Origin of the sequence: Actinomadura sp. NAK00032 (assembly GCF_013364275.1) — a bacterium.
GTDB lineage: Bacteria > Actinomycetota > Actinomycetes > Streptosporangiales > Streptosporangiaceae > Spirillospora.
Map to the genome: position 1 here is coordinate 8756118 of NZ_CP054932.1, position 14088 is coordinate 8770205.

11 protein-coding genes are annotated in these 14088 nt (G+C 71.5%); 1 reads left to right on the plus strand and 10 read right to left on the minus strand.

Annotated features, from left to right (window positions below; translation table 11 throughout):
* Positions 1–205: 205 nt before the first annotated feature.
* The 8 genes from panD to HUT06_RS40335 all read right to left on the minus strand — a co-directional run bounded on the left by panD (position 206) and on the right by HUT06_RS40335 (position 8642).
* On the minus strand, positions 206–622 hold the full coding sequence (gene panD / locus HUT06_RS40300; protein ID WP_176200499.1) for an aspartate 1-decarboxylase: 417 nt from the start codon (positions 620–622) through the stop codon (positions 206–208).
* Complete coding sequence (gene panC, locus HUT06_RS40305) at positions 622–1476, minus strand: pantoate--beta-alanine ligase (RefSeq protein WP_176200500.1); 855 nt, start codon at positions 1474–1476, stop codon at positions 622–624. The genes panD and panC overlap by 1 nt, the downstream gene beginning before the upstream one ends.
* A gap of 45 nt (positions 1477–1521) precedes the next feature.
* Positions 1522–2463 (minus strand): Rossmann-like and DUF2520 domain-containing protein, encoded by a 942-nt coding sequence (locus HUT06_RS40310; RefSeq protein WP_176200501.1) that lies wholly within the window; start codon positions 2461–2463, stop codon positions 1522–1524.
* Between the two features lie 110 nt (positions 2464–2573).
* Complete coding sequence (locus HUT06_RS40315) at positions 2574–5063, minus strand: ABC transporter permease (protein WP_176200502.1); 2490 nt, start codon at positions 5061–5063, stop codon at positions 2574–2576.
* Positions 5063–5836 (minus strand): ABC transporter ATP-binding protein, encoded by a 774-nt coding sequence (locus tag HUT06_RS40320; RefSeq protein WP_176200503.1) that lies wholly within the window; start codon positions 5834–5836, stop codon positions 5063–5065. Before HUT06_RS40320 ends, HUT06_RS40315 begins: the two co-directional genes overlap by 1 nt.
* 345 nt (positions 5837–6181) lie before the next feature.
* The gene (locus tag HUT06_RS40325) at positions 6182–6487 is read right to left on the minus strand and encodes a chaplin family protein (RefSeq protein WP_176200504.1); all 306 of its coding nucleotides are present in this window, start codon (positions 6485–6487) and stop codon (positions 6182–6184) included.
* 160 nt (positions 6488–6647) lie between these two features.
* Positions 6648–7355: a response regulator transcription factor gene (locus HUT06_RS40330; protein ID WP_176200505.1), complete on the minus strand. Its 708-nt coding sequence runs from the start codon at positions 7353–7355 to the stop codon at positions 6648–6650.
* Between the two features lie 123 nt (positions 7356–7478).
* Complete coding sequence (locus HUT06_RS40335) at positions 7479–8642, minus strand: sensor histidine kinase (protein WP_176200506.1); 1164 nt, start codon at positions 8640–8642, stop codon at positions 7479–7481.
* Between the two features lie 240 nt (positions 8643–8882).
* Here HUT06_RS40335 and HUT06_RS40340 point away from each other — a divergent pair, with 240 nt between their 5' ends.
* Positions 8883–9893 (plus strand): SAM-dependent methyltransferase, encoded by a 1011-nt coding sequence (locus HUT06_RS40340; RefSeq protein ID WP_368407009.1) that lies wholly within the window; start codon positions 8883–8885, stop codon positions 9891–9893.
* Positions 9894–10376: 483 nt separating this feature from the next.
* On the opposite strand, the gene HUT06_RS40345 is transcribed toward HUT06_RS40340, so the two are convergent.
* Positions 10377–11585, minus strand: coding sequence for a cytochrome P450 (locus HUT06_RS40345; RefSeq protein WP_176200507.1), 1209 nt, complete (start codon positions 11583–11585; stop codon positions 10377–10379).
* A 164-nt stretch (positions 11586–11749) separates the two neighbouring features.
* Entirely contained in the window at positions 11750–12934 is a 1185-nt protein-coding gene (locus HUT06_RS40350) for an SGNH/GDSL hydrolase family protein (RefSeq protein WP_254715642.1), read from the minus strand.
* Positions 12935–14088: the final 1154 nt, after the last annotated feature.

Below are 14088 nucleotides of genomic sequence, written 5' to 3' on the forward strand. Positions count from 1 at the left end.
AGCCCCACACCGCAGGCCAGCCCCACACCGCAGGTCGGCCTTGCACCACAAGTCGGGCTCCGCGCGGGCGGTCGGCTCCGCATGGCCGGTCGGCTCCGCGCTACAGGGGCGGGGTCGGGCCTGGGCGGCAGGGCGGCCCGCATGGCGCGGCGGCCCGCATGGCAGGGCGGCTGTGTGTGGTGGGGGGCTGGGTTCGGCCTCGGGGTTAGCCGTGGACTAGGTCGCCTCGGGTTGTTCTGGTGCCGGGGACGGGCTCGGCGGGGTCGGTGCCCAGGGAGATGATCTTGTTGGAGCGGTCGACGTGGACGACGGTGGGGACGAACTCGCGGGCCTCGGCGTCGGTGAGCTGGGCGTAGCTGATGATGATCACCAGGTCGCCGGGCTGCACGAGGCGGGCCGCGGCGCCGTTGATGCCGATGACGCCGGAGCCGCGCTCGCCCGCGATCAGGTAGGTCTCCAGCCGGGCGCCGTTGTCGATGTCCACGATCGAGACCTGCTCGCCGGGGAGCAGGTCCGCGGCGTCCATCAGGTCCTGGTCGATGGTGAGCGAGCCGACGTAGTGCAGGTCCGCCTGCGTCACCGTGGCGCGGTGGATCTTGGACTTGAACATCGTCCGGATCATCAGTGCTCCTTGCCGAGCTGGAGGTGAACGTTGTCGATGAGATGGGTGGCGCCGACGCGGCCGGCGACGGCGAGGACGGCGGGTCCGCCGCCGGGGGCGGGGGCGAAGGTCGCCGGGTCGACGAGGACGAGGTAGTCGAGCGCGAGGGGCGGGTCGGCGGCCGCGGCCTTGTCGAGGACGGCGCCGGCCGCGCCGAGGACCGCGCCCGGCCCGTCGGCGGCGGCGTCCGCGCCGGCCCGGAGGGCGCGCGACAGGGCGAGGGCGGTCGCGCGCTCGGGTTCCGAGAGGTAGCGGTTGCGGCTGGAGAGGGCCAGCCCGTCGGGTTCGCGGACGGTCGGCCCGCCGACGATCCGCACGGGCACGTTCAGGTCCGCGACCATGCGGCGGATCATCGCGAGCTGCTGCGCGTCCTTCTCCCCGAAGACCGCCGCGTCGGGCCGGACGAGGTTGAGCAGCTTGAGCACGACGGTCAGCATCCCGTCGAAGTGGCCGGGCCGCGCCGCGCCCTCGACGACCTCGCCCATCGGCCCCGACTTGACCGTGACCTGCGGATCGTCCGGGTACATGACGTCGCGGGTCGGCGCGAAGATCAGGTCGACGCCCTCGGCGGCGCACGCCTGGACGTCGGCCTCGAACGTCCTCGGGTACCGGTCGAAGTCCTCGCCGGGCCCGAACTGGAGCGGATTGACGAAGATGCTGACGGCGACCCTGTCGGCATGGCGGCGGGCCTCGCGCATCAGGGACAGGTGCCCCTCGTGCAGCGCGCCCATGGTCGGAACGAACGCGAGTGTGCCTTCGATACGCGCGCGCGCCGCGACCAACTCCTCACGCGTCCGCGCGATGACGGGTTTCAAGCGGCCTCCTGAGGTGGGGGCGGAGGGACGGGGGGGCGGCCGGGGTCAATCGGCCAGGGCTTCCAGGAGGCGTTCGGCGTCTTCGGGCTTGAGCAGCCCGGCGCCCAGCGCGCGGTCGGCGGTGAGGCGGGCCAGGGCGATGTAGGCGCGGCGGCTCTCCGGCGACACCTTGCCCAGTTCGGCGATGTGGTCGGAGACCGTGCCGGCGTCGCCGCGCGCGACGGGGCCGGTGAGGCCGTCGATGCCGAGCCGCAGGCCGTTGTCGAGGGCGGCGCCGAGGAGCGGGCCGAGCATCCGGCCGGGTTCGGCCACACCCGCCCGCGACAGCAGGTCCATCGACTCGACGACCAGGGTGACCAGGTGGTTCGCGCCGCCGGCGAGCGCCGCGTGGTAGAGCGGCCGGGCGTCCTCGGTGATCCACACCGGTTCGCCGCCCATCTCCAGGACGAGCGCCTCGGCGACGGGCCGCAGCGGCTCGGGCGAGGTGACGCCGAACGAGATGCCGGTGAGCCGGTTGACGTCGTCGGCGCGTCCGGTGAAGGTCATCGCCGGGTGCAGGGCCAGGGGGAGCGCGCCGGCGCGGGTGAGCGGGTCGAGGACGGCCGTCCCGTACCGGCCGCTGGTGTGCATGACCAGCTTCCCGGTGACGGCGACGCCCGCCGCGACCAGGCCGACCGCGAGTTCGGGCAGCTCGTCGTCCGGGACGGTCAGCAGCACCAGGTCGGCGGCCGCCACCACGTCCTGCGGCGGGGCGACGTCCGCGCCGGGCAGGCGCTCCTCGACGCGGGACCGCGACCGGTCGGACACGGCGGCCGCGGCGACCACGCGGTGGCCCGCGCGCGACAGCGCGGCGCCGAGCGCCGTGCCGACGCGGCCGGCGCCGACGACGCCGACCGCGAGCCGCGCGGGCCTGTCCTCCGGGGCCTCCGTCCCCGCGCGGGGGGCGTTTCCGGGCGCGCCGGAGGAGGGCGTGACGTTGGGGTCCATCGGTTTCGTTCCAGTCCTCACGTGTAGGTACCGGACGGGCGCGAACCAGAGTACCCATGGGACCCGGTCACATGGTCCGGTGGGTGACGAGCGCCACCCCGCCCTCCCATTCAGTCATGCGCGAGGGACTCGACGATGGACGTCTTCGCGGCGCGCCGCGCGGGCATGACGGCGGCGAGCGTCCCGGCCGCGCCGGCCAGAAGGACGAACCCGGCGATCTGGAGATAGGGCAGGGCGAACACAGCCCCGTCGGACATCGCACTGGTCGCGGCCAGGCCGAACACGATGCCGAGCGCCACCCCGGTCACCGCGCCGATCACCGCCATGACGACCGCCTCGATGGACAGCATCCGGCGGAGCTGGCGCTTGGTGAGGCCGAGGGCGCGCAGCAGCGCCGATTCGCGGGTCCGCTCCACGACGGAGAGGGTCAGCGTGTTGGCGATGCCGAACAGCGCGATGACGATCGCGAGGCCGAGCAGCCCGCCGAAGACCATCAGCACCATGTCGATCGCGTCCTCCAGCTGCTGCTGGAACTCGGCGCTGGACTCGACCTTCGCCGCCGGGTACGGCTGCGCCGCCTGGTCGACGGCCTTGCGCACCCGCTCACCGGGGACGGCCTCGTCGCTCTTGACGAAGATCTCGGACGGGTCCACGGCGCCGAAGTACCGGGCGAAATCGGCCTCGGGCAGGACGATCCCGCTGAACTGCCCGCCGATCTCGTACACGCCGCTGATCTTGACGGGGACGGTCCCGCTCCGCGTCTTGACCTGCAGCGTTCGGCCGACCGTCCACCCGGAGTCGGTCACGGCGCTCTCGTCGACGAACGCGGTGCCCGGCTTGAGGTCGGAGAGCGCGCCGGTCTTCATCTCCGGCTTCGCGATGTCGCCCCACGCGGACGCGCTGACCGTCGTGGTGGACGCGTCCTCGCCGTCGACCTTGGTCTCCTTGTCACGGAGTTCGACGACCTTCTCGACCTCCGGCCGGTTGCGCAGGTCGTCGCCAAGCGCGCGCGGGAGGGGCTCACCGTTCTGGGTGGCGATCCTGAACTGGACGGGGAACTGCTCGTCCAGCTCGTGGCTCGCGGTCGCCTTGCTGCTCGCGCCAATGACCGCGAACAGGCTCATCAGCCCGACGCCGACGGTCAGCGCGATCGTGGTGGTGGCGGTGCGGCGCGGGGCACGCTGCGCGTTCGCGACCGCCAGCCGCCCCGGGACGCCGCCGAGCCGCGCCGGGACCGCGCCCGCGAGCCGGCCCAGCGGGCGGACGAGCGCCGGCATCGCCGCGACGACCGCGAGGAAGAAGACGCAGCCGGAGAAGGCCACCGCGAACATCGCGGCCTCGCCCTTGTCCATCACCAGGGCCGCGAACACGCCGATGGCGAGGCCCGCGGCGCCGAGGAGGGCGGCGGCGACGGTGCGCCACACGCCGAGCCGGAACCGGCCGCCGCCCGGCTCGGCGTCCGCGCGCAGCGCCGCGATCGGCGCGACGCGGGTGGCGGCACGGGCCGGGAGCAATGCGGACAGCACGGTCACGACGACGCCGACCGCGAGGCCGACCAGGACCGTCCGCAGCGCGAGCGACGGGCCGGTGACGGAGACGTTGCCGTTCAGGTTGCTGATCAGCACGAGCGCGCCCTGCCCGAGGCCGACGCCCACGCCGAGGCCCAGCAGCGAGCCGGTCAGGCCCACCGCCGCCGACTCGGTGAGGACGCCGGCGAAGATCTGCCGGCGGGTCGCGCCGACGCAGCGCAGCAGCGCCATCTCCCGCATCCGCTGCGCGACCAGGATCGCGAACGTGTTGTAGATGACCAGGGCGGACACCAGCATCGCGACCAGCGCGAAGATCAGCAGCCCGGTGCGGATGATCTTCGTGTCGGCGCCCGCCGCCTTCGCCAGCTTCGCGCCGAGTTCCTCCCCCGTGTAGACGCGCTGGCCGGGGCCGGCGGCGGCCTTCACCGCGGACATGGTCACGGTGCCCGCGATGTCGATCTCCTTGAACGACTTCTCGCCGGTCATGCGGGCCGCGGTCACCGGGTCGAACCCGACCGCGCCGAAGATGCTCGCCTCCTGGTCGATGCCGAAGTCGACCAGGCCGACGACGTTGAACTTGTGCGGCCGGTTCTTGGCGTCCAGGACCGTCACGGTGTCGCCTACGGCGAAGCCCTCGCGCTTGGCGACCTTGCCGTCGATGACGGTCTCACCGCCGTTGGACGGGGGCCGTCCCTTGTCGACGTCGTAGCGCAGCAGCCGTCCGGACGGCACGGACATGCCCATCGTGGGGTAGTCGCCGACCGTCTTACCGTCCTTGCCCACCAAGGCTGCCTCGCCCTTGACGGCGCCCTGGGCGTCGGTGACTCCGGGAAGGCCGCGGAGCTTCTGCAGCAGCGAGGCCGGTAGGCCGTCGTCCGACGACTCAGGTGGGAGGACGGCGATGTCCACCTTGTCGGCAGACTGGGCGAACGTCTTGGCCACGCCCTTGTTCATCGTGTCGGTCAGTACGAACGTGCCGGAGATGAAGCCGACGCCCAGCGTGATGGCGACCGCGGTCAGCAGCAGCCGCAGCTTGTGGGCGCGCAGGCCCGCCAGTGTCGTCTTCAGCATCAGGCCCCCAGGGACTTGAGCCGGTCCAGGACGGCCTCAGGGGACGGCTGGTAGATCTCGGAGACGATCGCACCGTCCCGTAGGAACACCACCCGGTCGGCGTAGGAGGCGGCCACCGGGTCGTGGGTGACCATCACGATCGTCTGGCCCATCTCCCGGACGGACGCGCGCAGGAACCCGAGGACCTCCGCGCCCGCACGCGAGTCGAGGTTCCCGGTCGGCTCGTCCGCGAAGATGACCTCCGGACGGGCGACGATGGCGCGCGCGCACGCCACCCGCTGCTGCTGGCCTCCCGACAGCTCGCTCGGCCGGTGCCCGAGGCGGTCGCGCAGGCCGAGGACGTCCACGACCTGCTGGAACCAGGCTCGGTCGGGCTTGTGGCCGGCCAGCTCCATGGGCAGCAGGATGTTCTGCTCGGCGGTGAGCGTCGGCAGCAGGTTGAACGCCTGGAACACGAAGCCGACCCGGTCGCGGCGCAGCAGCGTCAGCTGCCGGTCGCCCATCCCGGTGATCTCGGCGTCGCCGAGCATGATCCGGCCGCTGGTGACGGTGTCCAGCCCGGCCAGGCAGTGCATCAGCGTCGACTTCCCGGACCCGGACGGACCCATGATCGCGGTGAACGCGCCCCGGGCGAACCCGACGCCGACCCCGCGCAGCGCGTGCACGGCCGCGTCCCCGGCCCCGTACACCTTCGACACGCCCTCGGCGGTGACGGCGGGCGGCGCCGCGGCGGCGGGGGCTCCCCCGGGGGGATCGGTGAACGTGCTGGTCACGGTGACTCCTTGAGGGTCGTGCTGCGTCGGCTCTTGCGTGTCGCGATCGCCGGGAAGCGATCGGGATCAACGCTAGGAATTCGCGCCGCCGCCGCCATCGCCCCGGCGTCCACGCTCGGCGTCCCCCTCTCGGCTATCCGCGCCGCCCGTGTACGACCTGAGTCGTATGGCGCCGTCCCCCGCCCCGCTGACCCACCGGCGCGCGCGCGTTCGGAGAAGCGCGGAAACGGAGACGCGGGAGGGGAGCCCCGGAAACGGAGAAGCGCCGGAGACCCGGGTGAGGTCTCCGGCGCTTCGGTGACGGGTGCGAAGTCCCCCGTCAGTGCCCGATCGGTGAGGGGTTGATCAGTTGTGCACCGACGCGCCGCCCTTGCAGGACGCGGAGGTGATGCCCACGGTGATGATGTTGTTGCCGCAGACGTTGATGGGGGCGGAGATCGGCACGATCACCTGGTTGCCGCCCAGGACCGAGCCGTTGCCGCTGGTGTGGTTGTTGTTCCCGGCGCCGCCGCCGTGGTGGCCGTGGTGGTGGCCGTGGCCGTGGTGGTCCCAGCCGCCGCCGTAGGCGGAGGCGTAGGCGGGCGTGGAGGCCAGGGCGGAGCCGGCGACGGCGAAGCCGAGGATGCCGGTGGCGGCAAGCTTCTTGAACACGAGAGTCCTCCCGTACGTGGGCTTAGCGGGCCCGATCTGACATTGCCGGACGTCGCCCGCGAAGACGGCGTCGCGTACGGTAGTTACCCAGCTACTCTCAGGTAGGACAAGTCCGTCCCGCGCCCTGAAGGCAAAAGGTCACCATGGAGTAATCAAGTCGTTACAAAGTGTGACCCCTTTGACCGCTTTTGACCAGGCCTGTCTCGTAGGCGAACACGACCGCCTGCACCCTGTCGCGTAGGCCCAGCTTCATCAGGATCCGTCCCATATGCGTCTTGACCGTGGCCTCCGAGACGTAGAGCCGACCCGCGATCTCCGCGTTCGACATCCCGCGCGCGACGAGCTGCAGCACCTCGCCCTCACGCTCCGTGAGGGTCTCCAGGGCGCCGTTCGCCTTCTCCGCCGCGTCCGGCAGATGCACCGCGAACCGGTCCAGGAGGCGTTTGGTCGTGCTCGGCGCCACCACCGCGTCGCCCGAGTGCACCGCCTTGATCGCCTCGATCAGCTGCGCCGGCCCGGCGTCCTTCAGCATGAACCCGCCGGCCCCGGCCTTGATCGCCGCGAACGCGTACTCGTCGAGGTCGAACGTGGTCAGGATGACGACCTTCGGCCCGGCCTGCGCGACGACCAGGCGCGTCGCCTCGATCCCGTCCATCCGGGGCATCCGCACGTCCATGAGCACGACGTCGGCCCGCGTCGTCCGGAGCAGCTCCAGCGCCTGGACGCCGTCGCCCGCCTCGCCCACGACCTCGATGTCGGGCTGCGCGTCCAGCACCATCTTGAAGCCGGCCCGCACCAGCTCCTGGTCGTCGACGAGGACCACCCGGATGGGCCCCGCCGGCTCCGCCACGTCGTCAAAGTCCGCCATGCTCACCCTTCGCCATGCGCTCGCCCACTGCCGCGCGTTCAGCTGCCGCGCGTTCGTGTGCCGCGCGTTCGTCTGCCACGTCCATCGCTTTCCAGCCCGTCCTCGGCCGCCCGCAGGTCACGCTCACGCGGCGACCTCCTCGCGGACGGGGATCCGCGCGACGACCTCGAACCCGCCCCCGGCGCACGGGGCCGCCTGGACCTCGCCCCCGTACACGGCGACGCGTTCCCGCATCCCGGCGAGGCCGTGGCCGCGGCCGTCGTCGAAGGCCGCCGCGCCGCGCCCGTCGTCCTGCACCCGGATCTCCAGCGCGTCGCCGCCGTATCGCAGCAGAACCGCCACGTTCGCCCGCGGACCTCCGTGCTTGAGCGTATTGGTCAGCGCCTCCTGGACGATCCGGTAGACGGTGAGCTGCCGTCCCTCCGACATGCCCGCAGCCGTCCCCTCCACCTGGTACGTCACCGCCAGCCCGGACGCGCGGACCTGCTCCACCAGGTCGTCCAGCTCGGCGACGCCCGGCTGCGGCGCGAACGCCCCCGCGTCGTCGTCCTCGCGCAGGACACCGAGAAGCCGCCGCATCTCCGCCAGCGCCAGGCGTCCCGTCGAGGAGATCGTGTCGAGCGCCTGCCTGGCCCGTCCCACATCGGTGTCGATCGCGTAGGACGCCCCGTCGGCCTGCACCACGATCACGCTGACGTTGTGGGCGATGACATCGTGCAGTTCCCTGGCGATACGCGCGCGTTCGGCGGCCATGGCCATCTTGACCTCGTTGTCGCGTTCCCGCTCCAGCCGTTCCGCCCGCTCCTCCACCGAGCGCAGGTAGGCGCGGCGCGTGCGCATGTGGAGGCCGAGCACGTACACCCCGGCCACCAGCAGCGTCATCATCACGAACGTGTACTTGCGGTCATCGGCGCCGGACGGATAGCGCCACGTGACCATGCCCGCGCCGATCTCGGCGACGAGCGCCGCCGCGAGCCCCCAGCGCAACGAGCGTCCGGCCGTGACCGTGTAGAGCGCGATCAGAACGGCGACATTGGCCGGTACAGGGAACGCACCCGCCACGCATTGGACGAACGAGACCAGCGCGACAACGGCGAAGACCGTGCGGGGGAACGTCCGGCGCAGAACGAGAGGAACGGACAGCCCGAGCGTCACCAAAAGGAACTTGTCCGTCCCGTAGGTCCCGCCCAGCAGCGCAGGCAAGGAGACCAGCAGGACAGGGGCCGCGAAGAACGCGTCGACCAGCGGCTTCTTACTCCGCAGCCATTCCCACCCGTTCGCCACCATGCCGACAGGGTATGTACACGCTGGTCAGCCACGGATCAGCCGCAGGTCGGACGCACGTCCACCCCAAGGATGGCCACGCGAACACCGATCCGCCCTGGGAAGACCGCACACACCGCCCCCGCCGCACCAAGACATCCCCGCCGCACCAAACAGCACTGTCACGCCAAGACAGCACAGTCAGACCACGGAGGCACCGCAGACGGCGCAGGGGACGGTGTAGCTCGCGGTAACGTCACAGGCGTGGCGGCGTTGGTTTCCGAATGGCTGACATGGCGCACGGCGATGGAGCGGGCGCTGTACGGGGAGGAGGGCTTCTACCGGCGCGGAGAACGCCCGGCAGAGCACTTCCGTACCTCGGTGCACGCCTCACCCCGGTTCGCCGCCGCCATCGTCCGCCTGCTCGCCGAGGTCGACGCCCTCCTCGGGCGCCCCGAGCGGCTGGACATCGTCGACATCGGCGCCGGGTCAGGGCGGCTGCTGGGCAACATCCTGGCCTGCGCGCCCGACGACCTCGCGGCCCGGCTCGTCCCGACGGCCGTGGAGATCGCGCCGCGGCCCCCGGACGTCTCGTCCCGGATCACCTGGCGGCCCGATCTCCCCGAGCGCATCACCGGCCTCGCCGTCGCGAACGAATGGCTCGACAACGTGCCGCTGGACGTCGTCGAGCACACCCCGGACGGCGTCCGGACCATGCTCGTCGACCCGTCCACCGGCCTGGAGCGCCCCGGCCCCCCGCCGTCCGACGAGGACCGCGACTGGCTGGCGAACTGGTGGCCGCTCCGCGACCCCGGGGACCGCGCCGAGATCGGGCACCCGCGCTGCAACGCCTGGGCGTCGGTGGTCGGACGGCTCTCCCGCGGGCTAGCGATCGCCGTCGACTACTCGCACGCGCGCGAGGCCAGACCGGTGTACGGAACGCTGACCGGCTACCGAGACGGCGCCACCGTCCCCGCCGTCCCGGACGGGTCGTGCGACGTCACCGCCCACGTGGCGCTGGACGCATGCACCACCGCCGGAGAGCGCGCCGGCGCCACGTCCACCCTGCTGACCACCCAGCGCGACGCGCTGCGCGCCCTCGGCCTGTCCGGCGCACGCCCGCCACTGGACCTCGCCCACCGCGACCCGCGCGCCTACGTCGCGGCTCTGTGCCACGCAGGCGAGGACGCCGAACTGATCGATCCAGCCGGCCTGGGCGGTTTCGGCTGGCTCGCCCAGACCGTCGACATCCCGCTCCCAACCATCCTCACCTAACAACCACCACAACGCCCTCTACCAACAGCCCGCGCGGTGCTATGGAATCAAAGCTCCACATGAAGCCCCTACAGCCCGCGCAGCGCTACCCCAGGGCACGCGGCACTACGCATCAGCACTCCACACAAAGCGCCCCCAGCCCGCGCGGTGCTATGGAATCAAGGCTCCACGTGCAGCCCCTCCAGCCTGCACAGCGCTACGAGATCACCACGTCACGCCCAGCACCCCAGGGCACGTGGCACTACGGCATCAGCACTCCAGACGAAGCGCCCCCAGCACGGCGGAGCTAGAGGACCAAGGCTCCACGTGCAGCCCCTCCAGCCCGCGCAGCGCTACGAGGCCAGCACGCCACACCCAGCACCCAGCGGCACGCGGCACGCGGCACCATGAGATCAGCCCGTCACACGAAGCGTCCTAGGGGCGGGCGGCGCCATCAGGTCTGCACGTCACATGAAGCGTCTCCAGAGGCGCGGCGCCATGGGATCAGCACTCCACGTGAAGCGCTTCTAGGCCGCGCAGTATGTAACCCGGCTTCCAGGTCGGCTCGGTTGCCAGGCGTAGGCCGGGGGTTGTGCGGAGCAGCGCGCCGAGCGATTCGGCGAGTTCGATGCGGGCGAGTGGGGCGCCCAGGCAGTAGTGGACGCCGAGCCCGAACGTGATGTGCGGGTTCGGGTCGCGGGACAGGTCGAGCCGGTTCGGCTCGGCGAACACCGCCGGGTCCCGGTTGGCGGACGCGAACTGCAGCGCCACCTCCGCACCCCGCGGGATGTCGACGCCGGCGACCGTCATGTCCTCCAGCACCCAGCGTTCGAACATGGGCGCAGGCGTGTCGTGGCGGAGCAGCTCCTCCACGGCCGTGGGGATGAGCGACGGGTCGGCACGCAGCCGCTCCAGCTCACCGGGGTTGCGGAACAGCGACCACCAGCCGTTGCCGGTCGCGTTGACGGTGGCCTCGTGCCCGGCGTTGAGCAGCAGGACGCAGGTGCCGATCAGCTCGTCCTCGGTGAGGCGGTCGCCTTCGTCCGCCACCTGCGCGAGAGCGGTGATGAGGTCGTCGCGCGGCTCGTCCCGGCGGGCGCGGGCCAGGTCGCGCAGGTAGTCGGAGAACTCGACGGCGGCGCGGACGGCCGTGCGCTGCACCTCCTCCGGCGGGTTCAGCTCGTACATGCCGCAGATGTCGGCCGACCAGGGGCGCAGGAGGTGGCGGTCCTCGACGGGCACCCCGAGCATCTCGGCGATCACGTTCACCGGGAGCGGCTCGGCGACCGCGGCGAGCAGGTCGCCGCCGCCCTCGGCGGCGAGGTCCCCGGCCAGCTCACCGGCGAGCCGCCTGATCGTCGGGCGCAGGCCCTCGACCATCCGGGCGGTGAACGCCTTCGCCACCAGCCGCCGCAGCCGCGTGTGGACGGGCGGCTCCACGTCCAGCATCCCGGCCCGGATCAGATCCCAGAACGGCTTGAGGAAGTCCGCCTCCGGCTCCTGGCCGAACTCCTCATGGCTCGCGATGTGCAGGTAGGACCGCCCGAGCCGCCGATCACGCAGCAGCGCGTCGACGTCCTCGTGCCGGCTGATCACCCACTGGCCGGTGGGCTCGTGGAAGAAGACCGGACGCTCGTCCCGAAGCCGCTCGAACGCGGGGTAGGGATCCGCCACGAAATCAGCTGACCAGGGGTCATACGCCACATCGCTCATGAACACGAAGATATGCGCATCCCGCCCCGGGGCCGACACCCCGACTCCGAGGGGGCGCCAGCCGCCGGAGGCTCGGGCCACCGTCTGCTCCCACTACTCGGCCGACCCGGTCCGCGGCGGCTGGCGCGCTCACATGGGGATCAGCGACGCCGCTGATCGCTCCTTTAGTTGAAGCCGAAGGTGGCCGAAAGAGGCCGATACCGGAAGAGACCGGCGGGAACGGCATCGGCGAGGGCCTTGTAGCCGGCGGGGTTCAGATGCAGATGATCACCCACGTCGTGGGCGGGAAGCAGCCGACCGGTCGCGGACGCATCGCGCGCCGCCCGATCGAAATCGATGACCGCGTCGAAACGGCGGCTGGTTCGGATCCAGGCGTTGACCGTCTGCCGCGCCCGCTCCCTGTACGCGTCCGGATCGTCGTACATGGTGTTGCCGCCGAACGGGGTCAGCGTCGCGCCGTACACCCGGATGCCCTGCGCGTGCGCGCGGACGATGATCTGGTCGTAGGCGGCGATCAGGCTGTCCGCGACCTGCTTCTGCGCGTCCGGAGCGGCCTCCGCGGTGCCAATGTCGTTGACGCCCTCGAAGACGACGAGCCATTGGACGCCGCTCTGAGCCAGCACATCACGATCCAACCTGGCGAGTGCATTGGGCCCGAGCCCGTCATGGAGGACGCGGTTGCCGCCGGCGGCCTGGTTCGCGATGGCGATGTCGGACGTCGCCGGACGGGCCTGCAACCGGTCGAGCAGTTGGTCGGGCCACCGGTCGTTCTTGTTCGTCGTAGAGCCGCGTCCGTCGGTCAGTGAGTCGCCGAGGATGACGGCGGCCGCTGTGGTGGGCTTAGCCCACACCTCAAGGCCGCTTAGGAAGTACCAGTGGTCGGTGTGGGCCGCCCCGGACAGGTCAGCGTCGGTTACATGGTCACCGGCCACCATGTAGGACGTGGTCCTGGAGCCAGGGTGGGACGTGATGTTGGTCGAGGCCTGGCCGTCCGCCAGATAGAGCGTCACCGTCAGGACGGAGCGCGGCGCCACGGGGAACTTCAGCGGATCGGACACCATCTGCGCACCAACCGGAATGACCACGGACGGGCGCCCGTGGAAGGTCACGGACTTGGCCGTCCCCGGCTGGATCGAGCCGACCCCGGCCTGCCCACCGGCCGGGAGCGCCACCGACACCTTCGTGATGGGCAGCGCCGCACCACCGAAGGCGTTGGAGAACCGCAGCCGCAGGTTCCTGCCGCCGACCGAGACCCGCACGGTCTGCCGCAGCGTCGCGTCGTCGAAGACCCCGTCGTCCTGCGTGAACGGTGGCGGCGGCATGTTCCCCGGCTCGGTCAGCTGCGGCATGGACACCCAGCTGTCGACCCAGTGACCACCGATCTTCGGCGCGGCCGCCCCTCCACCGTTCCGAGGCGCCCCTTCCGCCCCGGTTAACGACGCGGCCACAAGTGCCACCGCGAGTAGCAGCACGGCGACCAACCGACCGGCCGGCGGCATCGAGTTCACATCCCGCGCAAGCGCGCCTGCGCGCCTGACGCGGACATGGGGTTCACGTCTCACCACACATCTCCGATCGCACTCTGCACACCAAGGCGAATGCTTCGAAACATTTCGAGCCATTTCGAAGCCTGCCGCCGAACGTACGCTGGGCCGATCACCCCGTCAAGCACCCCAATTCACCTCGCACAAATCACCGTCGCCCGGATCTCCAGCCACAGAGCACCACCAAAATCCACCTCTGAAAGCGCTCAAGGCAACTGCCGTTCCCCCATTGACCGCCCCCGCCGGTCGGCGTACCTTACCCGAGAACTCGTCCGATACATTTCGAAACTTTTAGCCGCCCGCTCCACCTCCCATCCCCTCCCGCCACCGCCCAACAGCCACTCCCTCCCACCACCAACCCACCACGCGCGCCCCGCCCTGGAGGCGTCCTCGACCATCCACCCGCGCCCCCAACTCCCAGCCGCCAACTCCCACCCAGCCCCCAACTCCTGGCTCCCGGCCCCGGCTCCCGGCTGCAACTCACTTCGAACGACACTTACGCCCTCCGAACCACCTCGTCGGCCCGCGCCGTCAACGAGACCGACGCGCGCCCGTCATGGCCACCGCCCAGGCACGCACCGGCCGGCGCACCTCCCCCCGCCCGGCCACCAGCCCCGCTACACGCACACTCCACTCCGGAAGCGCCCCCACCACCCAGGCGCGCAACGACCCGCGCAGCGCCCCCCACCCCGCCACCAGCCCCGACACACACTCCACCCCGAAACCGTCCTCCACCACCCAGGCGCGCTTCGACCCGCGCAGCTCTCCCCCGCCCCGCCACCAGCCCCGACACGCTCCACCCCGGAACCGTCCTCACCGTCCAGATGCGCTTCGACCCGCGCAGGCTCCTCCGCCCGGCCACCAGCTCCGATACACGCGCTCCTCCCCCGGAGCTGTCGTCCACACCCCCCGCCCTCACCCACCGGCAGATGTCCAAGACCCGGTACCGCCTTTCGATT